This is a genomic window from Micromonospora sp. CA-248089 (assembly GCF_050948515.1).
Lineage (GTDB): Bacteria > Actinomycetota > Actinomycetes > Mycobacteriales > Micromonosporaceae > Micromonospora.
The window spans coordinates 144,770-164,257 of the sequence record NZ_CP192016.1; the positions used below are offsets into that span (position 1 = coordinate 144,770).

The 19,488-nt window shown below is 72.6% G+C and carries 19 protein-coding genes and 1 pseudogene; 17 read left to right on the plus strand and 3 right to left on the minus strand.

The genetic code is table 11. From position 1 onward, the window contains the following. Positions 1 to 85: 85 nt before the first annotated feature. From ACQP26_RS00725 to ACQP26_RS00805, 17 genes and pseudogenes are all read left to right on the plus strand, one after another. Positions 86 to 403 carry a DivIVA domain-containing protein gene (locus ACQP26_RS00725; protein ID WP_433494664.1) on the plus strand — a complete coding sequence of 106 codons (318 nt, stop codon included), beginning with the start codon at positions 86 to 88 and terminating at the stop codon, positions 401 to 403. Further along, complete coding sequence (locus ACQP26_RS00730; RefSeq protein WP_120572377.1) at positions 400 to 654, plus strand: hypothetical protein; 255 nt, start codon at positions 400 to 402, stop codon at positions 652 to 654. Before ACQP26_RS00725 ends, ACQP26_RS00730 begins: the two co-directional genes overlap by 4 nt. Before the next feature lie 159 nt (positions 655 to 813). Then, on the plus strand, positions 814 to 3,405 hold the full coding sequence (clpB, locus tag ACQP26_RS00735; RefSeq protein WP_433494665.1) for an ATP-dependent chaperone ClpB: 2,592 nt from the start codon (positions 814 to 816) through the stop codon (positions 3,403 to 3,405). A gap of 270 nt (positions 3,406 to 3,675) precedes the next feature. Further along, positions 3,676 to 4,899, plus strand: coding sequence for an MFS transporter (locus tag ACQP26_RS00740; protein WP_433494666.1), 1,224 nt, complete (start codon positions 3,676 to 3,678; stop codon positions 4,897 to 4,899). Between the two features lie 86 nt (positions 4,900 to 4,985). Further along, positions 4,986 to 5,360 carry a hypothetical protein gene (locus ACQP26_RS00745; protein WP_281579380.1) on the plus strand — a complete coding sequence of 125 codons (375 nt, stop codon included), beginning with the start codon at positions 4,986 to 4,988 and terminating at the stop codon, positions 5,358 to 5,360. An 85-nt stretch (positions 5,361 to 5,445) separates the two neighbouring features. Next, positions 5,446 to 6,084 (plus strand): DUF4178 domain-containing protein, encoded by a 639-nt coding sequence (locus ACQP26_RS00750; RefSeq protein WP_433494667.1) that lies wholly within the window; start codon positions 5,446 to 5,448, stop codon positions 6,082 to 6,084. A gap of 1 nt (position 6,085) precedes the next feature. Further along, a complete protein-coding gene (locus tag ACQP26_RS00755; RefSeq protein WP_433494668.1) occupies positions 6,086 to 6,580 on the plus strand; it encodes a DUF2617 family protein in 495 nt (164 codons plus the stop codon). Further along, positions 6,577 to 7,002 carry a DUF4247 domain-containing protein gene (locus ACQP26_RS00760; protein ID WP_281579377.1) on the plus strand — a complete coding sequence of 142 codons (426 nt, stop codon included), beginning with the start codon at positions 6,577 to 6,579 and terminating at the stop codon, positions 7,000 to 7,002. The genes ACQP26_RS00755 and ACQP26_RS00760 overlap by 4 nt, the downstream gene beginning before the upstream one ends. Before the next feature lie 31 nt (positions 7,003 to 7,033). Beyond that, a complete protein-coding gene (locus ACQP26_RS00765) occupies positions 7,034 to 7,456 on the plus strand; it encodes a DUF350 domain-containing protein (RefSeq protein WP_269703136.1) in 423 nt (140 codons plus the stop codon). Beyond that, on the plus strand, positions 7,456 to 8,229 hold the full coding sequence (locus ACQP26_RS00770) for a hypothetical protein (protein ID WP_269703134.1): 774 nt from the start codon (positions 7,456 to 7,458) through the stop codon (positions 8,227 to 8,229). The genes ACQP26_RS00765 and ACQP26_RS00770 overlap by 1 nt, the downstream gene beginning before the upstream one ends. Then, positions 8,226 to 9,794: a polyamine aminopropyltransferase gene (locus ACQP26_RS00775; RefSeq protein ID WP_269703133.1), complete on the plus strand. Its 1,569-nt coding sequence runs from the start codon at positions 8,226 to 8,228 to the stop codon at positions 9,792 to 9,794. The genes ACQP26_RS00770 and ACQP26_RS00775 overlap by 4 nt, the downstream gene beginning before the upstream one ends. 64 nt (positions 9,795 to 9,858) lie before the next feature. Then, a complete protein-coding gene (locus ACQP26_RS00780; RefSeq protein ID WP_269706949.1) occupies positions 9,859 to 10,857 on the plus strand; it encodes a hypothetical protein in 999 nt (332 codons plus the stop codon). Between the two features lie 67 nt (positions 10,858 to 10,924). Continuing rightward, the gene (locus ACQP26_RS00785) at positions 10,925 to 11,695 is read left to right on the plus strand and encodes a hypothetical protein (protein ID WP_269703132.1); all 771 of its coding nucleotides are present in this window, start codon (positions 10,925 to 10,927) and stop codon (positions 11,693 to 11,695) included. 72 nt (positions 11,696 to 11,767) lie between these two features. Continuing rightward, the gene (locus ACQP26_RS00790) at positions 11,768 to 12,490 is read left to right on the plus strand and encodes a hypothetical protein (RefSeq protein WP_433494669.1); all 723 of its coding nucleotides are present in this window, start codon (positions 11,768 to 11,770) and stop codon (positions 12,488 to 12,490) included. After that, a pseudogene (locus tag ACQP26_RS00795) lies at positions 12,487 to 13,287 on the plus strand (SDR family NAD(P)-dependent oxidoreductase). The gene ACQP26_RS00790 and the pseudogene ACQP26_RS00795 overlap by 4 nt, the downstream one beginning before the upstream one ends. 163 nt (positions 13,288 to 13,450) lie before the next feature. After that, positions 13,451 to 13,990: an orotate phosphoribosyltransferase gene (gene pyrE, locus ACQP26_RS00800; RefSeq protein WP_091413808.1), complete on the plus strand. Its 540-nt coding sequence runs from the start codon at positions 13,451 to 13,453 to the stop codon at positions 13,988 to 13,990. Positions 13,991 to 14,047: 57 nt separating this feature from the next. Further along, a complete protein-coding gene (locus tag ACQP26_RS00805; RefSeq protein ID WP_007454255.1) occupies positions 14,048 to 14,425 on the plus strand; it encodes an ArsR/SmtB family transcription factor in 378 nt (125 codons plus the stop codon). Positions 14,426 to 14,601: 176 nt separating this feature from the next. Here the strand turns inward: ACQP26_RS00805 and ACQP26_RS00810 are convergent, their stop codons facing one another. The 3 genes from ACQP26_RS00810 to ACQP26_RS00820 are packed head-to-tail and all read right to left on the minus strand — an operon-like array spanning position 14,602 to position 19,480. Next, positions 14,602 to 15,435: a DedA family protein gene (locus tag ACQP26_RS00810; protein WP_433496066.1), complete on the minus strand. Its 834-nt coding sequence runs from the start codon at positions 15,433 to 15,435 to the stop codon at positions 14,602 to 14,604. Positions 15,436 to 15,458: 23 nt separating this feature from the next. After that, positions 15,459 to 17,975 (minus strand): polynucleotide kinase-phosphatase, encoded by a 2,517-nt coding sequence (locus tag ACQP26_RS00815; protein WP_433494670.1) that lies wholly within the window; start codon positions 17,973 to 17,975, stop codon positions 15,459 to 15,461. Beyond that, positions 17,972 to 19,480 (minus strand): 3' terminal RNA ribose 2'-O-methyltransferase Hen1, encoded by a 1,509-nt coding sequence (locus ACQP26_RS00820; RefSeq protein ID WP_433494671.1) that lies wholly within the window; start codon positions 19,478 to 19,480, stop codon positions 17,972 to 17,974. Before ACQP26_RS00820 ends, ACQP26_RS00815 begins: the two co-directional genes overlap by 4 nt. Positions 19,481 to 19,488: the final 8 nt, after the last annotated feature.

Here is a 19,488-nt window from a genome sequence, read left to right on the forward strand (position 1 = left end):
GATGGCACCTGGAGCTTTCCCGGGTCGGGGCGGGCATCCCCCGTGGCTCGTCCCGACCCCGTCCTCCGCGAGAAGGGACAGCGTCGTGCGCAATCTCCTGCGAATACGTCCGAAGCGGCGGAGCCTCACCCCGCCCAACTCCGCGCCGGTCGGTGCCTACCGCTCCGCGTCGTACCTTCCGCTCCGGCCCTGGCAGGTGCGGGGCCGCTGCTTCGCGACGCGCCGCCGAGGGCTGGACCCCGCCGAGGTCGCCGCGTTCCTCGATCGCGTCGCCGGGGACCTCGCCGCCGCGTACGCCGAAGTCGCCCGGAGTCGTGAGGAGACGGCCCGGATCAAGAGCGCCCTGCGTGAGTGGCAGTCCCGGCAGGCCCCGTCGATGCGCGACCTGGCCGGGCGGCCGTGACCGGGCGTTACGTGATCCATCTGCCGGTGCGTGCGGCCGATCTGGCTCGGGCGAAGATGCTCGGTCGCACGGCCGGACGGTCGTTGGCGTTCCTCGCGGTGGTGGAGCTGGGTGGCATCACCGTCTCGGCCGAGGACGACCAGGCCGTACGCCATTGGGTGTTCTGCGACCGCAAGCTGGACGGCGGCCGGCGTTGCGTGCTGCGCGCCGACCACGAGACCCCGTGCCTCGCGCGCCTGCCACGTCGCTGAGATCTTGGTACGAAAGGGCCCTCGGAGGGGCTGTTTCGTACCAAGATCTCTCTGGCCGGCCCGGCGACTGGTGACCCAGGTCACAGGCGTGGAGTTGAGCGGAATAGACTCAACTCTGGTTGTGTCATGTCCAGTGGACACGCCGATCCGGGGGAGCCCATGAACACGGAACGTCTCACCACCAAGAGCCGCGAGGCCATCACCGGTGCCGTCGCGCTGGCGAACCAGCGCGGTCACGCCACCGTGGAGCCCTGGCACCTGCTGCTGTCACTGCTGGACACCGAGGGCTCGACCGCCGCGGGCCTGCTGCGCGCCGTCGGGGCCGACCCCGCCGAGCTGCGCCGCGTCGCCCAGCGCTCGGTCGACGCGCTGCCCGCCGCGCGCGGGTCGAGCATCGCCGAGCCGACGCTGGCCCGCGAGTTCGTCAACGCCATCGGCGCCGCCGAGCAGATCGCGCGGCCGCTGGGCGACGAGTACACCTCCACCGAGCACCTGCTGGCCGGGCTCGCCCGGGTCGGCGGCGCCGTCTCGGTCGCGCTGAAGAACTCCGGCGCCACCGAGGAGAACCTGGTCGCCGCGTTCCCGACCGTCCGGGGCGGGGACCGCCGGGTCACCACCGCCGACCCGGAGCAGACCTACCAGGCCCTGGCCAAGTACGGCGTGGACCTCACCGCCAGCGCCCGCGACGGCAAGATCGACCCGGTGATCGGCCGGGACTCGGAGATCCGCCGGGTGATCCAGGTGCTGTCCCGGCGTACCAAGAACAACCCGGTGCTGATCGGCGAGCCGGGCGTCGGCAAGACCGCGATCGTGGAGGGCCTGGCCCAGCGGATCGTGGCCGGCGACGTGCCGGAGTCGCTGCGGGACAAGAAGCTGGTCTCGCTCGACCTCGGCGCGATGGTCGCCGGCGCGTCCTACCGCGGTCAGTTCGAGGAGCGGCTGAAGTCCGTGCTGGAGGAGATCAAGAACTCCGACGGCCAGGTCATCACGTTCCTCGACGAGCTGCACACCGTGGTCGGCGCCGGCAAGGGCGAGGGCTCGATGGACGCCGGCAACATGCTCAAGCCGATGCTGGCGCGCGGTGAGCTGCGGATGGTCGGCGCGACCACGCTCGACGAGTACCGCGAGCACATCGAGAAGGACCCGGCGCTGGAGCGCCGCTTCCAGCCGGTGCTGGTCGGCGAGCCGACCATCGAGGACACCATCGGCATCCTGCGCGGGCTCAAGGAGCGCTACGAGGTGCACCACGGCGTACGCATCACCGACGCCGCCCTGGTCGCCGCCGCCGCGCTCTCCGACCGGTACATCACCGACCGCTTCCTGCCGGACAAGGCGATCGACCTGGTGGACGAGTCGGCGTCCCGGCTGCGCATGGAGATCGACTCGCGTCCGGTCGAGGTGGACGAGATCGAGCGGGCGGTGCGCCGCCTGGAGATCGAGGAGATGGCGCTGGCCAAGGAGCCGGACGCCGCGTCCGCCGAGCGCCTGGAGCGGCTGCGCAAGGAGCTGGCCGACAAGCGCGAGCAGCTCACCGCGCTCTCCGAACGCTGGCAGACCGAGAAGAGCCACATCACCAAGCTCTCCACCGCCAAGGAGGAGCTGGAGCGCCTCGGCGGCGAGGCCGAGCGGGCCGAGCGCGACGGCGAGCTGGAACGCGCCGCCGAGCTGCGGTACGGCCGGATCCCCGCGCTGCGGGCCGAGCTGAAGCAGGCCGAGGAGGAACTGGCCCGGCTCCAGGCCGACGGCGCGATGCTCAAGGAGGAGGTCGGCGCGGACGACATCGCCGCCGTGGTCGCCTCCTGGACCGGCATCCCCGCCGGCCGGCTGCTCGAAGGCGAGACCGCCAAGCTGCTCCGGATGGAGGAGTCGCTGCGGGCCCGCGTGGTCGGCCAGGCCGAGGCGGTGGGCGCGGTCTCCGACGCGGTACGCCGCGCCCGGGCCGGCGTCGCCGACCCGGACCGCCCGACCGGCAGCTTCCTGTTCCTCGGCCCGACCGGCGTCGGCAAGACCGAGCTCGCCAAGGCGCTCGCCGAGTTCCTCTTCGACGACGAGCGGGCTATGGTCCGCATCGACATGAGCGAGTACGGCGAGAAGCACTCGGTGGCCCGCCTGGTCGGTGCCCCGCCCGGATACATCGGCTACGAGGAGGGCGGCCAGCTCACCGAGGCGGTACGCCGCCGCCCGTACTCGGTGATCCTGCTGGACGAGGTGGAGAAGGCCCACCCGGACGTCTTCGACGTGCTGCTCCAGGTGCTCGACGACGGCCGGCTCACCGACGGTCAGGGCCGTACCGTGGACTTCCGCAACGCGATCCTGATCCTCACCTCGAACCTGGGTTCGTCGGTGATCAGCGACCTGACGCTCAGCGAGAACGAGCGCCGGGAGGGCGTGCTCGCGGTGGTCCGGTCGCACTTCAAGCCGGAGTTCCTCAACCGGCTCGACGACATCGTGGTGTTCGCCGCACTCCAGGGCGAGGACCTGCGCTCGATCGTGGACATCCAGCTCAACCGGATGCGTACCCGTCTCGCGGACCGCCGGCTGGGCCTGGAGATCACCGACGCCGCCCGCACGTGGCTGGCCGAGCACGGGTACGACCCGATCTACGGCGCCCGCCCGCTGCGCCGGCTGGTGCAGTCGGCGATCGGCGACCAGCTCGCCAAGGCGCTGCTGGCCGGTGACATCCGCGACGGGGACACGGTCCGCGTCGACCTGTCCGACACCAAGGAGTCCCTGGCGGTCACCGCCGCCTGACCCGTCCCACCCGCGAAGGCCCGGCCCCTCAAGGCCGGGCCTTCGCCGTCCGGTGGGACGGGCGGCGCAGCGGGCGACAGCCGAATATCCTGCCCGGAACGTCAATCGACAGTTAAGGAGCCGCAGATGCGCCTCAGCCTGCCGGCGGTCCCCGCTTCGCCGCGAGAGCACACCGCTCGCTGACGCTTCGCCGCCGGATCCCGGCGGCGGTGCTCCTCGCCGCGAAGCGGTCCCTCATGACCGTTTCCCTCCTGGCTCGAGGAGCTCTTCTTGCGTGCCCTTCCACCCGCGCGTCTCGGCGCGGACTTCACCAGACTGTGGACCGCTTCGGCGGTCTCCAACATCGGTGACGGTGTCACCATGGCCGCCGGCCCGCTGCTGGTGGCCGCCGTCAGCGACGATCCGGCCCTGATCGCCGGCGCCGTCTTCGCCCAACAACTGCCTTGGCTGCTGTTCGCGCTGGTCAGCGGCGCTTACGTGGACCGGCTCGACAGACGTCTGCTGGTCGTCGTCGTCAATCTGCTCCGCGCCGCGGCGCTGGCCGGGCTGACGCTCACCGTCGCCACCGGCACGGTCACCGTGGCGGTCATCTACGTGGTGCTGTTCCTGCTCGGCGTCGGTGAAACCCTCGTGGACACCGCGATGGGCGCTCTGCTCCCGGCGGTGGTCGCATCCGAGAGGCTGCCCGCCGCCAACGCCCGGCTGTACGCGACGTTCACCATCGGCAACCAGTTCGTCGCCAAGCCGCTGGGCGCGTGGCTGTTCGTCGTCTCCGCCGCTGTGCCGTTCGGGCTCGACGCGCTGACCTTCGCGGCTGCGGCGGCCCTGATCGCCGGCATCCGACGGGCGCCCGTGCCGGACGAGGCCCGTCCGCGCGGCTCGCTGCGCGGCGAGATACGCCAGGGTGTGCGCTGGCTGTGGCGGCACCGCCTGCTGCGGACGCTCGCCGTGAGCATGGGCCTGGGCAACGTAGCGTTCGGTGCCGCATTCGCGGTGTTCGTGCTCTACTGCCGGCAGCGACTGGGCCTGTCCGACGTCGGGTACGGGTTCCTGCTGACCTCGTTCGCTGTCGGGGGCCTGTTCGGCACGACGGTTGCCGGCGCACTCACCCGGGCTTTCGGCGCCGGCACGGTGCTGCGTGGCGGCCTGGTCGTCGAGGTCGTCACACACGTGACCCTGGCCGTCACGACGGCGCCCTGGATCGCCGCCGCTGTCCTGATCGTCTTCAGCGTCCACGCCATGGTCTGGGGCATCACCGCCGCGTCGGTCCGGCAGCGAATCGTGCCGTCCCACCTGCGTGGGCGGGTTGGCAGCGTGTATGCGCTGCTCGATCTCGGCGGAGCCGCGATCGGTGCGCTCCTCGGCGGTCTGCTGGCCGGGACCTGGCAGATCACCACACCGTTCTGGGCTGCGGCGGGGGCTATGGCGGCGATCGCCGTGTTCGCCTGGCGTCCGTTGCGCGACGCGACCCGGCTGACCCGACCCTGTGGTTAACAAGGGGCCCTTCCTCTACCGGAGGCGTTAACAGGGGGCCCTTCCTTGTGGTTGGAGGGGGTGGTGGGCTGGGCACATAGTGGGGCATGAGTGCGTGGGAGCGGGAACTGGACGAGGCGGCGCGCGAACTCGACGGCGCGGACACCCTCGCCTTCGGCGGGGTGGGACTGGCGGGTCAGGTGCTGCCCGCGACCGAGGCGTACCGGCGGCTGGAGCAGGGGCTGCGGGAGCACCCGGAGGCGGCCCGCAAGCGGGTCGACAAGCTGCTCCGCAAGGGTTCACCGGCCGGGCGGGCGTACGCGGCGACGCTGCTGGAGGCGGTCGACCCGGCCGCCGGGCGGGCGGCGTGGACCCGGCTGCGCGGCGACGACGGCGAGTTCACCACGTTCTCCGGCTGCCTCATGGGCCGCGCCACGCTGCGCGAGTACGCCGCCGACCGGCTCGCTGGCGGCGAGCGGTAACTGACCGCACACTCAGCGAACAGGACTTCAGAAGGCGTGCGTGCGGTTGTTACCGTTCCCGCCGAGCGGGTTGGGGGAGGCGGTAGTGAACGGTTCGTTGGCGTACGTGGTGACCACGCTGGGGTGCCTCGTCGGGGTGGCCGGTGTGGTGATCGCCGTGATCGCGCTGCGGAGGTCCCGGTCGGCGTCCGGCCCGAAGACGAAGGCGGCACCGGGTGACCCGTTCCGGGACCGGGACGCGGACGCGCTGCGTGGCGACCCGCGCGCCCTCAAGCCCGGTGACATCGTCGAGATCCGCTCGGTGCCGTACACCGTGCGCGGCTCGGTGCACCTGGTCGAGGGCGGGTGGAGCTGGGCGGAGCACCTGCTCGACGACGCGGGTGGGGTGAAGCGCTGGCTCTCCGTCGAATCCGACCCGGACCTGGAACTGGTGCTCTGGACCAGCGAGCCGGGGGCCACCGTCACGCCTGGTGCCCCGACGCTGGAGATGGCCGGCCGCCGCTACAACTGGGACGAGTCGGGCCAGGCCCGGTACACCGCGACCGAGGGCACCGGCCTCGACCCGCACGGCACCATGCGCTACTACGACTACCAGGCGCCTGGCGGCGCACGGCTGTCGTTCGAGGCGTACGGGGAGGCCGGCTGGGAGGTCAACCTCGGTGAGGAGCTGCGCCGCGCCGAGGTGATGATCTACCCGCAGGGTGGACCGGAGACGGTGCGCTGACGTGCTCGTCTCCCTGCACACGCCCTACGTCGACACCAGCGCCGCCGATCTGAGCCTGGCCCTCGGTGGCCCGGAGCTGCCGGCGCTCGCCGTACGCGACATCGACCTGCCCGGCCTGCCCCGGCTGCGGTTGCGCCTGCTCGGCGCCTCGCACCAGGTGGTGCTCGGTGGGCTCACCGAGACGGTCGCCTGCCTGCCCGGACGCCCGCCGCACCTGCCGGAGGCGCTGCACGACGAGACGGCCGGTTACCGGTTCATGGCGACCGTGCTGCGGCCGGACGGCGACGGCCTGCGTACCCGGGTCGCGGCGCTGCGCGCCGAGCTGGCCGAGGATCCGTACGCGCTGATCGGGGTCTTCCCCGGCGACGAGGACGCGGTCACCGCGCTCTCCGTCCGGCCCCGGCCGCCGGACGGCGCGCTCGCCTGGCGTACCTGGCACGTCTACCCGCAGACGAACGAGCTGGTTCTGACCGAGACCGTGGTGGAGGAGCTGTGACGTACCGACGGTGGTTCGTGGTGGGCGTGGCGGTCGCCGTCATCGGCGCGCTCATCGCCGCCTTCGCGATCTTCTACGGCAACTTCTCGCCCCGGGGCTACGTGGAGGACAACTTCTCCCGCGCCTCCGGGCGGGACATCGGCTCGAACGCGATCGCGTACACCTCGAACAAGGCGCCGAGCGAGGTGTCCAAGCAGATCACCGACGCCTGGCGGCCGGCCGACCAGTACGTCGACGGCAGCGGGGTCTACCTGCGCTACGACGACGACTCGGTGGTGATCCTCCCGCTCGCCGTCGGCTCGGTGATCCTGCTGGAGAGGATGACCACCGCCTACCCGCGGTACCACAGCGTCGTCGGCAACAGCTGGGGCTGGGGCCGAGGCAGCACGGTCCGGGGCGGCGGCCCCGGCTCCGGCAAGTAGCCCTGTCGATCCCCTCATCCTGGAGTCCTCTGTGCAGCATCTCGTCACCGACCTGCTGGTCACCCTCGCGTACGGCGCGGTCGGCGTCGTCCTGATGGCGATCGGCTACGTGCTGGTCGATCTGGCCACCCCCGGCAAGCTCCACGAGCTGATCTGGGCCGAGCGCAACCGCAACGCGGCGCTGCTGCTCTCGTCGAACCTGCTCGGGGTGGGCACGATCGTGGTCGCCGCGATCGTCGCCAGCGACGACGACTTCACGCTGGGGCTGATCGGCGCCGCCGCGTACGGCATCCTCGGCCTGGTGATCATGGCGGCGGCGTTCGTGCTGCTCGACGTGGCCACCCCGGGCAAGCTCGGTGAGCTGCTCGTCGACCCGCAGCCGCACCCGGCGGTGTGGGTCTCCGCCACCGTGCACCTCGCCACCGGTGCGATCATCGCGGCCGCGATCATCTGATGAGCGGCAGGCCCGCCAAGCACTCGGTGGGGAAGGACAAGCGCACGCAGACGGTGATCTGGTCCGTGGTCGTGGGGATCGTGGTCGTCGTCTGCGCCATCGGCGCGTTCAGCGGCGACTCGGACACCTCCGTCCCCGCACCGATCGCCGACGAGCGGTCCGGCACCGTGCCGATCCTCCGCGCCGCCGCCGACAGCCAGGGCATCTGCTACGGCTGGGAACTGCTCGACGTGTACGACGACGTGAGCGTCGGCTCCAACCTCGGCGACGGCACCACAGTCATCGACGCGCCCGGCTGCGCGCGCTGGCTCGCGGTCTCCGCGAACGTCAGGTACACCTCGTCCAGCAGCGAGTCGGAGGACTCCGCCACGATCCGGATCAAGGGCTCGGACGACATCGAGTTCGCCGACCTCGCCGCGATCGAGACCCGGCTGGGCCGGTTCGGGCTGGACGAGGAGGCGTTCGTCGACGACCCGGGCTGGGCCGTCACCCGGGCCGCCACGATCCTGCCGCTGCTCGCCGCCGAGCGCGGGCTCGCCGAGCCGGCCGCGACGCCCACCGCCGCGCCGTCGACAGCCGCCGCTCCGCTGCCGGACGCCGGCAACGACTTCTGGCGGGACCGCTGGATCTACGTGCTCAGCTCGGTCGGCCTGTTCCTGCTCGCCGCGCTGTTCCTCGCCGTGGGCGTGCGACAGCGCCGCAACCACCGGGCACGGGTGCCCGCGCAGCGCGCCGGGGCGGGAGCCGCCGGACGTACCCGGAGCAGACAGTGACCGTCGACGTGGCCGCACGGCCGCGGTGGCGCCTGGCCCGCGCGGCGGTCCTGCTCGCGGTCTTCGTCTGCGCGGCCTGCGGCCTGGTGTACGAGCTGGCGCTTGTGGCGCTCGGCAGCTACCTGATCGGCGACACGGTCGGCCAGGCGTCGATCGTGCTCGGCGTGATGGTCTTCGCGATGGGCGTCGGCGCGCTGGTGGCGAAGCCGTTGCAGTCCCGGGCGGTGGTCTCGTTCGCGGTGATCGAGCTGACGCTGGCGTTGCTCGGCGGCCTGTCCGTGCTCGGCCTCTACGCCGCGTTCGCCTGGCTCGACCTGTACGGACCGGCGCTCGTCGGCACCGCGTTCGTGCTCGGCCTGCTGATCGGCGCGGAGATCCCGCTGCTCATGGTGATGCTGCAACGCATCCGGGAGCAGTCCGCGGGCAGCGCGGTGGCCGACCTGTTCGCCGCCGACTACGTGGGCGCGCTGCTCGGCGGGCTGGCCTTCCCGTTCCTGCTGATCCCGGTCTTCGGCCAGCTCAAGGGCGCGCTCGTGGTGGGCGCGGTGAACGCGGTCGCCGGGGTGGTGCTCGTCTTCACCGTGTTCCGGGCCGACCTCAGCCGTCGGGCGCGGGCCGCGCTGGGCGCCGCCACCGTCGTGGTCGGTCTGCTCCTCGGGTACGCGTGGGTGACCGCCCACGACTTCGAGGTGACCACCCGCCAGCAGCTCTACCGCGACCCGGTGGTGCACGCCGAGCGCAGCCGCTACCAGGAGATCGTGCTGACCCGCTCGGTGCGCGAGCCCGGCCACTCCGCCACCGACCTGCGGCTGTTCCTCAACGGCGACCTCCAGTTCAGCTCGATCGACGAGTACCGCTACCACGAGGCGCTCGTGCACCCGGCGATGCGCGGGGCACACGGCGACGTGCTGGTGCTCGGGGCCGGGGACGGGCTGGCCGCGCGGGAGATCCTCAAGTACCCGGACGTGCGGTCGGTGACGCTCGTCGACCTCGACCCGGCCGTGGTGGAGCTGGCCCGCCGCGAGCCGCAGCTGCGCGAGCTGAACCGGGAGTCGCTCACCGACCCCCGGGTACGGGTGCTCAACCTGGACGCGTTCGCCTGGCTGCGTACCGCCACGGACCGCTTCGACGTGGTGATCGCCGACCTGCCCGACCCGGACGAGACGGCCACCGCGAAGCTCTACACGATCGAGTTCTACACGCTGATCCGGCCGGTGCTGGCTCCCGGCGGGCGGCTCGTCGTGCAGTCCGGGTCGCCCTACTTCGCGCCCCGGTCGTACTGGTCGATCGAGCGGTCGATCCGCGAGGCGGGCTTCGCCACCGTGCCGTACCACGTCGACGTGCCGAGCTTCGGCGACTGGGGGTTCGTGCTCGCCGCGCCGGGCGACGTCGCGCCGGAGCTGGCGCTGCCGGCCGATCCGCCGCCGCTGCGTTTCCTCACGCCCGACGTGCTCGCCGCCGCCGCCACGTTCCCCGCCGACCGGGCTCGGCTGGACGTGCCGGCCTCCACGCTGTTGCGGCCCAGGGTGCTCGACTACGCCCGCGAGGAGTGGCGCGGCTACTAGGTTTCGGGACATGCCACCCGAATCGCCGCGCCACCGACCGGGGATCGGCTGGCTGGTCCGCCGGCTGCCGACCCGGGCGGTCGAGGCGGCGTCCTACCTCCAGGCGTTCGTGCTCTCCGGCGTGGTGACCGTGCTCGCCGTCCGCGCGTACCTGAAGGCCACCGACTATCCGCAGCTCGGCGGCGGCGGGCTGCACATCGCGCACGTGCTCTGGGGCGGCCTGCTGCTCGCCGTCGGCCTGGGCATCCCGCTCGTCTTCCTCGGCGGCGGCGCCCGCACCGGCGGGGCGATCGTCGGCGGCATCGGGTTCGGGCTGTTCATCGACGAGGTGGGCAAGTTCGTCACCACCGGCACCGACTACTTCTACGCCCCCGCCGCCGCCATCATCTACGTCGCGTTCGCGCTGCTGGTCCTGCTCACCCAGGCCGTACGCGGACGCACCGGCCGGTCCCGCCTGACCCCCGCCGAGCGCACCGCGAACGCGCTGGACATGGTGCTCAGCGGCCTGCCGGGCGGGCTGACCGACAGGCGCCGGATCGCCGTACTGCGGCTCGTGCAGGGCACCGGACCGGACACCGAGGCGGCGGTGGCGCACCTGCTGGACGCTGTCCCACACCGGGAACCGCCGCCGGTGCCGCTCTGGCAGCGGGCGGCGGACCGGGCCCGGCGCCTCGCCGTCTGGGCGGCCGGACGCCGCTGGCTGGTCTGGCCGGTGGTGGTCTACCTGGTCGTCGAGCCGGTGCTGACGGTGGTGGCGGTGTTCCTCGACGGCGTGACCGGGCACCTGGACCAGGAGCGGGAGTGGGGCGCGGTGCTCGGCGTCAGCGCCACCGCGCTCGTCACCGCCGTGCTCGGTCTCTGGGCCGCCTGGCTGCTGCGGCGCAACCGGGCCGAGGCGTTCCGCCTGTTCAAGCTGGCGCTGCTCGTCGACCTGCTGTTCGGGCAGGTATTCAACTTCACCGTCAACCAGTTCGGGGCGGTCTCCGCCGTCGCGCTCGACCTCGCGCTGCTCGGCGTGGTCACCGCCGAGCACCGCCGGTTGCGGCGCGCCGCCGAGAGGTGAGCCATTCCGGCGTGCTGAGCTGGTGGAAGATCGCTACGGTGGGCATCTGATCCAGGAAGGGAGAATCATGGTCGATGCTCCGGGCACCCCGCCCCGCACGCGTCCCGGCGTGGTGACGCTCTCCAGTTGGCTGCTCATCCTCGTCGCCGCGATCCAGGTGGTGAACCTGATCGTGGCACTGGCCGTCGTCGGCAAGATCCGAGACGTTCTCACCGACGCGTACGCCGGCACCTCGGCCGAGGGGGCCGCCGACATCGCGTACGCGTTCAGCCTCATCACGGCGGTCGTGTCGCTGCTGATCGCGGCCGGGCTCGTCGTCCTCGCGCTGCTGAACAACCGGGGCAAGAACGGCTCCCGGATCACCACCTGGGTGCTGGGCGGCATCCTGTTCTGCTGCACCGGCGGCGGGCTGCTGACCGGTCTCACCGGCGGCATGACGGGCAGCGGCACCACCAGCGGTGACATGCCCAGCGCCGAGGAGATCCAGCGCCGGCTGGACGACGCGCTGCCGTCCTGGTACACCCCGGTCAACCTGCTGCTGGGTCTGATCGCGCTGCTCGCCCTGCTGGCCGCGCTGATCCTGCTGGCGCTGCCGAAGGCGAACGAGTTCTTCCGCAAGCCCAAGGCCGGCTGGGAGCCGCCGGTGCCGGGTGGCGCCTACCCGGCGTACCCGGGCCAGTCCGGCGACCCGGCGTACCCGTCGTACCCGCCGGCTCCCGGCACCCCGCCGTCGACGCCCGGCGGTCAGCCGCCGTCCGCGCCGGGTGGTCAGCCGCCGCACGCGCCGGGCGGTCAGCCGGGCGAGCGCCGTGACCCGGAGCCGCCATCCGGAAGTTGACGTCCGGATTGACGCGACGCCGACGATCCCTCCGAGTAGGTTGCAAGCCGACGCCTACCGGAGGGATCAGTCGTGTCGTACCCCGATCGGGCCGCACCCCGCCGGCCCGGCACGGTCCTCGCCGCGGCGGCGCTGCTGCTGGCGATGGCGGTGGGCGCCGTGGCGTACGCGGTGGCCAACCTGGCCGTCGGCGGCGGCACGGTGGACCGGTTCCGGAACGCGGCGGCGCAACGGACCGGCGCGAGCGGCGGCGACATCGACCAGGTGGCCGGCCTGCTGCGCGGTTCCACGGTGCTGGCCGCCGTCATCGGCGTGCTTGCCGCCCTGCTGCTGGCCGGGCTCGCGTTCGGCCTGCTCGCCGGCCGTCCCGCCGCCCGCACGGCGACCTGGGTGGTCGCCGGTACGGGCCTGCTCTGCGGATGCTGCGGGCTGGCGGTGCTGGTCGGCCAGCGGGCCGCCCCGCTGCGGCTCGGCGCGGACGACCGGATCACCGCCGAGCTGCTGGGACTGGTCGGTGACGCCTACCCCTCGTGGTGGATCCCGGTGAACGCGACGGTGTCGGTGGCGCAGATCCTCGGCTACCTGGTGGTCGCCGCGCTGCTCACGTTGCCGTCGTCCGGCGCGTTCCTGCGCCGCCGCACCGCACCGCTGCGGCTGTCCGGCTACGGCGCGACGGTGTCCGGCGCGCCGAACACCGGGCCGACGCCCTGGGGACCGCCGCCCGGCCTGCACCAGCCGTCCGCGCCGCCCGCCCCGTCGGGCGGGTTCCCGCCACCCCCCGAGGACCGCCGATGACCGGTGACACCCACCCCTCCCGGCGCCGCGCCCTGGTCACCGGCGCCAGCCTCGGCATCGGCGAGGCGTTCGCCCGGCGGCTCGCCGCCGACGGCTAGGACCTCGTCCTGGTGGCCCGGGACGCGGCTCGGCTCGACGCGCTGGCGGCCGAGCTGACCGGCCGGCACGGTGGCGACGCCGAGACGATCGCCGCCGATCTGTCCACCGAGGACGGTTGTGCGGCTGTCGAACACCGGCTGGCCGCCGGTACGCCGATCGAGCTGCTCGTCAACAACGCCGGCATCAGTCTGAACACCCCGTTCGTCCGTTCGTCGGTGGCGGACGAGGCGCGACTCGTACGGCTCAACGTGCTCGCGGTGCTGCGTCTGACCCATGCCGCCCTCGGTCCGATGATCGAACGAGGCCACGGGGCAGTGATAAATGTCTCTTCCGTCGCGGGCTTCGGTGTCCCCATGCCGGGATCCACGTACTCGGCCAGCAAGGCGTGGGTGACGAATTTCAGTGAATCGATCGGCCAGTCCGTCGCGCCGCTCGGCGTACGCGTGATGGCGCTCTGCCCCGGCTACACACGAACCGGAAATCACGAACGCGCGGGCATCGACATGTCCCGCCTGCCCGCCTGGGCCTGGCTGCGAGCCGACGATGTGGTCGCCGAAGGGCTTCGTGACCTGCATAAAGGCAAGTCCGTGAGTGTCCCGGACTGGAAGTACAAGGTGGCGGCGGCCGGACTGCGGCACGCGCCGAAACGCCTGCTGCGTGGCTTCCGGCGGGACACCCGGGGGACTGTCGGCCGGTAGCGCGGCGCACCGGTGGCCGACCGTCGGCGAGCCGGTGCGACGGCCGGCCGGGATGGACGGTCGCACAGCGTAGCCGCCCATTGCCACCCGTCCGTCGCCCGCAGGGTTGACCAGGGCAGACCCGAAGCACGGCGCTCAGACTTGCGAAGTACGCTCTTGGGCCATGGGCGACCACGACGACCTGCGCAAATTCATCACTGACCTCGCTGTGGTGCATGGCCGGGTGGTGCTCTCGTCGGGCCGCGAGGCGGACTGGTACGTGGATCTGCGTCGCGTCACGCTCCATCACGAGGCGGCTCCGTTGATCGGTCGGGTCATGCGTGACCTCACCGCCGACTGGGCGTACGACGCGGTCGGTGGGCTGACCCTGGGCGCCGATCCGGTGGCCGCCGCCATGCTGCACGCCTCGGCGGGCACCGGCCGCGCTGTCGACGCCTTCGTGGTCCGCAAGGAGGGCAAGGCTCACGGTCTTCAGCGCCGGATCGAGGGGCCGGACGTCTCCGGGCGGCGGGTGCTGGCGGTCGAGGACACCTCCACCACCGGTGGAAGTGTGTTGACGGCTGTCGAGGCATTGCGTGAGGCAGGGGCCGAGGTGGTGGGTGTGGCGGTTATTGTTGATCGAGGTGCCGGCGACACGGTGCGAGCCGCCGGATTGCCCTATCGGGCGGCCTATACGTTGGCTGACCTCGGCCTTGTGGCGTAAAAGTTTGCCGATTCGGATCTGCTGATATGCAGGCGGATCGATGCTGCTGGTGGAAGGATGGAATACGTGGGAACTGCGTTGGCTGAAATGACCATGCCTCAGATCTCGCCGCTTGCCGGCGAGCCGATCGAACGCGCCGACGCCGAGCGGCTTGCGGGGGTCCTCAAGGCCCTCGCTGACCCCGCACGGCTGCGGCTGCTCAGCCTGATCCAGTCGGCTCCCGAGGGGGAGGCGTGCGTGTGTGACCTCACCGCGCCGCTCGGCCTCTCGCAGCCGACGGTCAGCCACCACCTGCGAATCCTCACCGAGGCCGGCTTGCTGGAGCGGGAGAAGCGCGGGGTCTGGGCGTACTACCGGCTGGTGCCGTCCGCGATCGCCACGATCGCGGATCTGCTCACCCCGCCGCGGAAGCGGGCCACCAAGAAGGCTCGCTGAAACCTTCGGGCCGACCCGAACGAGGGTCGTCCCGACCGGGTGACCGGTGGCGTGCGAGGGGTGGCGCCATCAGCGCACGGTGACGGCTGTCGTCGTCCGTGTGACCCGGCTGGAGCAGTGACGTCGAAGGCCGGTCCTCGCCCGAGGGCCGGCCTTCGCTGTCTTTACACGGCCGCTCAGCGGCGGTGCGAACCGTCGTGCCCGTCACCGTGCTCGTGGATGCCCTCACGGGCCGCCTCCACAGTGCCCGCCACGGTCGCCGCGGTGATCACCGCGACCGCCTCGCCGCGCTTGCGTGCCCGCCGGTCCCGCAGGAACTCGAAGAAGATCGGCAGCACCGAGATCACGATGATCAGCGCGACCACCGGCAGGATGTACCTGTCGATCTTGTCGCCGATGGCGTCGTAGATCTGGCGGGCCAGCAGGTAGCCGATCAGCAGGATGCCGTCCACCCAGAGGATCGCGCCCACCACGTTCCACAGGAAGAACTGGCGGGACGACATGCCCAGCACCCCGGCCACCGGGTTGAGGAACGTCCGCACGATCGGGATGAACCGGGCCAGCACCACGGCCTTCGCCGGGCCGAACTTCTGGAAGTAGTACTCCGCCTTCTCCACGTACTCCCGCTTGAACAGCCGGGAGTTGGGCTTGTCGAACATGCGGCGGCCGAACCGGGCGCCGAGCCAGTGCCCGAGCTGGGCGCCGACGATGGCGCAGAGCGGACCGCCGATCAGCAGCCCGGCCAGGGACACGCGGGTGCCGTCGCCGAAGATGGCGTCGGCCACCGGGGAGGCGGCCACCCCGGCCAGGAACAGCAGCGAGTCACCCGGGAAGAAGAAGCCGACCAGCAGCCCGGTCTCGGCGAAGAGGATCACCCAGACGCCGATCATGCCGAAGGTGTGGATGAGGTCCTTCGGGTCGAGCGGGTTCAACGCCACGCTCTCGGAGAACATCCGGGTCTTCTCTGCTGTGTCCACGGCCACACAGGGTACCCCGGCCCGGTCCGGCATTTCGGCCGGACCGGGCATGGTCGTCAGAGGCGGGGATCGACCGGCTCGGACTCGCAGGCGAGGATCGCGAACACCAGCTCGTGGCGGCGCCAGAGCGGGGCGTCCTCGGCCAGCGCGTCCAGGGCGGCCAGGCCCAGACCGTGCTCGCGCAGGGCGAGCCCGCGCTTGCGGCCCAGCGACCGGCGGCGCAACGCGGCGAGCTGCGCCGCCTCGGTGTACCCGGGACCGTAGATGATCCGCAGGTACTCCCGGCCCCGGCACTTGATCCCCGGCTGGAGCAGCGAGCCCTTCGGCGTCCGGGCGGCCAGGCCCGCGTACGGCTTGACCACCATGCCCTCGCCGCCGGCCGCGGTGAGCGTCAGCCACCACTGCGTCGCGTCCGCCACCGCCGCCTCGTCGGCCAGGTCCACCTCCCGCCGCCGGGTCGGGGTGAAGAACTCCGGGTCGGCGGCGCAGAGCCGGTCGGCCAGCGCCAGGTGCCAGCCGTGGTCCCGGTCGGCGTAGCTCGCCCCGGCCCCGGCCAGCACCGCGAACGGCGCCAGCGTCACCCCGCGCAGCCCGTCGGTCGGCCGGACGTACGCCCGGTAGGCCGCCGAGTAGGCGGTGACCTCGGCGGCCCGCCCGGCCATCCGGTCGCGCAGCCCGGCCACCGGCAGCCCGCGCCCGGCGGCCGTGTCCAGCGCCCCGAGCACCGCCGGCAACGCGGCCCGCCCGGCCGCGCCCACCCCGGCGTACTGCTCGCGGATCAGCCCGCCCGCCTTCGCCGACCAGGGCAGCAGCTCGGTGTCGAGCAGCAGCCAGTCGGTGCCCAGTTCGGCCCAGAGACCGGCGGCGGTGACCGCCGCGCGCACCCGGGCCAGCAGCTCGCCGTCGAGCGGCGGGCCGAAGAACGGCCTACCGGTACGGGTGTGCACCACCCCGCCGTCGAACCGGCCCGGCTCCCGTTCCACGAGCACCACCGCCCGCGAGCCCATGTGCTTCTCCTCGCACACCACCCGGTCGACACCGGCGGCCCGGTAGTCGGCGAACGCCTGGGCCGGGTGCTCCAGGAACCCCTCGACAGTTGACGTGGAGCAGGGCGCCATGGTCGGCGGCAGCCACACCAGCCGCCCCGGGTCGACCGCGAACCGGCTCATCACCTCCAGCGCGGCAGCGGCGTTCTCGGCGGGCACGGTCAGCGACCCGTACGCGTGGGTGACGTGCCGTCGCCCGGTCACGTCGGCCAGGTCCAGCACGGTGTCCGGACGCGCGGGCGCGACCGGGACCAGCGGACGCGCCGGGGCGTACCACTCCTTCACCGCCGGGACCGCGACGAGCTCCTTCTCCGGGTAGCGCAGCGCGGTGAGCTTCCCGCCGAACACGCAACCGGTGTCCAGGCAGATGGTGTTGTTCACCCACTCCGGCTCGGGCGTCGGCGTGTGCCCGTACACGACCATCGCCGAGCCCCGGTAGTCCCGCGCCCACGGGTAGCGCACCGGCAGGCCGTACTCGTCGGTCTCGCCGGTGGTCTCGCCGTAGAGCGCGAACGACCGCACCCGGCCGGACGCCCGCCCGTGGTACGCCTCCTTCAGCCCGGCGTGCGCCACCACCAGCCGGCCGCCGTCGAGCACGAAGTGGCTGACCAGGCCGTCGATGAACGTCTCCACCCCGGCGACGAACTCCGGCGACTCGGCGGCGAGCTGCTCCATCGTCTCGGCCAGGCCGTGGGTCAGCTTGACGTCCCGGCCGCGCAGCTTGCGCAGCAGCTTCTGCTCGTGGTTACCAGGCACGCAGATCGCGTGGCCGGCCGCCACCATGCCCATCACCAGGCGGAGCACGCCGGGCGAGTCCGGGCCGCGGTCCACCAGGTCACCGACGAAGACCGCGGTACGCCCCGACGGGTGCGCCGCGTCCACCGGGCGGCCCGCGTCGTCGTGCCGCAGCACGTAGCCGAGCCGGGACAGCAGCGCCTCCAGCTCGGCACGGCAGCCGTGCACGTCCCCGATCACGTCGAACGGGCCGGTCAGGTCGCGCCGGTCGTTGAACAGCTTCTCGTAGCGGATCTCCGCGGCGTCGATCTCCTCCACGCCGCGCAGCACGTGCACCTTGCGGAAGCCCTCCCGGGCCAGTCGCCCGTACGACTGCCGCAGGTCGCGGCGCATCCGGTTGAGCACCTGGCGACCGTGCGTGCGGTCGGCGCGCGCCTCCGTACGCTCCCAGGCCACCGCCTCCGGCACGTCCAGCACGATCGCCACCGGCAGCACGTCGTGCTCCCGGGCCACCCGGATCAGCCCGGCGCGGGCGTGCGGCTGGAGGTTCGTCGCGTCGACCACGGTGAGCAGTCCCCGGCGCAGCCGGATGGCGGCGACGTGGTGCAGCGCGTCGAACGCGTCGGCCGACGCGGACTGGTCGTTCTCGTCGTCGGCCACCAGGCCGCGGAACGTGTCCGAGGAGAGCACCTGGCTGGGCGCGAAGTGCCGCCGGGCGAACGTGGACTTGCCGGAGCCGGAGACGCCGACGAGCGCCACCAGTGCCAGCTCGGGGATGTCCAGGACGGTCATCGGTTCGTCGCCTCCTTCCGGTCGTTGCCGGTGTTCTCGTTGCGGTCGGGCAGCTCGTCGCGGTCGGCGCGGGTGAGCACCGCCATCTGGGTCGGCGTGCCCACCTCCGGGTCGTCGTCGCCGACGCCGCCGAGCACCGCCGTGTAGCCGTGGGCCGCCGCCACCCGGTCCACCCAGGCGGCGAACTCGGCCCGGGTCCACTCGAACCGGTGGTCCGCGTGCCGGAACCGGCCCGGCTCGAGCCCCTCGTAGCGCACGTTGTACTCGACGTTCGGGGTGGTCACCACCACCGTGCCCGGCCGGGCGTGACCGAACACCGCGTCCTCCAGCGCCGGCAGGCGCGGCGGGTCGAGGTGCTCGACGACCTCCATCAGCACCGCCGCGTCGTATCCCCGGAGCCGGTCGTCCCGGTAGGTCAGCGCGGACTGCCACAGCCGGATCCGGTCCCGCTGCCGCTCCGGCAGCCGGTCCAGGCGCAGCCGCCGGGCCGCCACGGCCAGCGCCCGGTCGGACACGTCGACGCCCACCACCTCGGTGAACCGCCGGTCGGCGACGAGCGCGGTGAGCAGCGCGCCGCCACCGCAACCCAGGTCCAGCACTCGGCTCGCGCCGCTGTCCCGCAGCGCGGCGAGCACCGCCTCCCGACGCCGTACCGCGAGGGAGGCGCGGCGGACGTCCTCCGCCGTCCCGGCCCCGCCGCCCGGCGACTCGGCCGGCTCTCCGGTCGACGGCTCGATGCTGTCGTCCGCGGAGGGCTCGTCGGCAAGTCGCAGCTCGGTCAGGCGCGCCATCGCCTCGCCCGCGAGCGCGCGGCGGTGCGCCAGGTAGCGGCGCGTGATCAGGCCCCGCTCCGGGTGCCCGGCCAGCCAGCCGGCACCGGCGCGCAGCAGCTTGTCCACCTCGTCCGGCGCCACCCAGTAGTGCTTGGCGTCGTCGAGCACCGGCAGCAGCACGTACAGGTGGTTGAGCGCGTCCGCGAGCCGCAGCGTGCCGCTCAGCGTCAGGTCGACGTACCGGCTGTCGCCCCATTCCGGGTACGTCTCGTCGAGCGGGATCGGGGTCGCAGTCACGGTCCAGCCCAGCGGGGTGAAGATCCGTACCGCCAGCTCGGCGCCGCCCCGGCAGCGCAGCACCGGCACCCGTACGGCCAGCGGGATCGCGCTCGCCGCCAGCTCGGGACGGTCGCGCGACTCGCCGCGCAGGGCGGAGCGGAACACCTTCGACAGCGCTGACGAGAGCAGGCTGGAGGCGGCGTACGGACGGTCGTTGACGTACTGCCCGAGCGCGAAGCCCTCCGGTGCCCGGTTCCGGTGGCCGCCGCCCAGCTTGAGCGGATCGATCTCGACCAGCAGCGCCGCCGTGCAGCGCGCCTTGTCCGCCTCCGGGTAGAACACATGCGCGGCACCGGCGGGCAGATCGAAGGTCTGTACGCGGTCCGGGTGCTTCACCAGGAGGTGGCCGAGGTCGGTCGCGGGGCGGTGGGTCGTGGTGAGGGTCAGCAGCACTTGTCGAT

Excerpts from the sequence above, each read along its gene's own strand:
- clpB (WP_433494665.1), top strand. The coding sequence starts at position 814 with ATGAACACGGAACGTCTCACCACCAAGAGCCGCGAGGCCATCACCGGT.
- ACQP26_RS00745 (WP_281579380.1), top strand. The coding sequence starts at position 4,986 with ATGAGTGCGTGGGAGCGGGAACTGGACGAGGCGGCGCGCGAACTCGAC.
- ACQP26_RS00770 (WP_269703134.1), top strand. The coding sequence starts at position 7,456 with ATGAGCGGCAGGCCCGCCAAGCACTCGGTGGGGAAGGACAAGCGCACG.
- ACQP26_RS00785 (WP_269703132.1), top strand. The coding sequence starts at position 10,925 with ATGGTCGATGCTCCGGGCACCCCGCCCCGCACGCGTCCCGGCGTGGTG.
- pyrE (WP_091413808.1), top strand. The coding sequence starts at position 13,451 with ATGGGCGACCACGACGACCTGCGCAAATTCATCACTGACCTCGCTGTG.
- ACQP26_RS00805 (WP_007454255.1), top strand. The coding sequence starts at position 14,048 with ATGGAATACGTGGGAACTGCGTTGGCTGAAATGACCATGCCTCAGATC.
- ACQP26_RS00810 (WP_433496066.1), bottom strand. The coding sequence starts at position 15,435 with ATGCCGGACCGGGCCGGGGTACCCTGTGTGGCCGTGGACACAGCAGAG.
- ACQP26_RS00815 (WP_433494670.1), bottom strand. The coding sequence starts at position 17,975 with ATGACCGTCCTGGACATCCCCGAGCTGGCACTGGTGGCGCTCGTCGGC.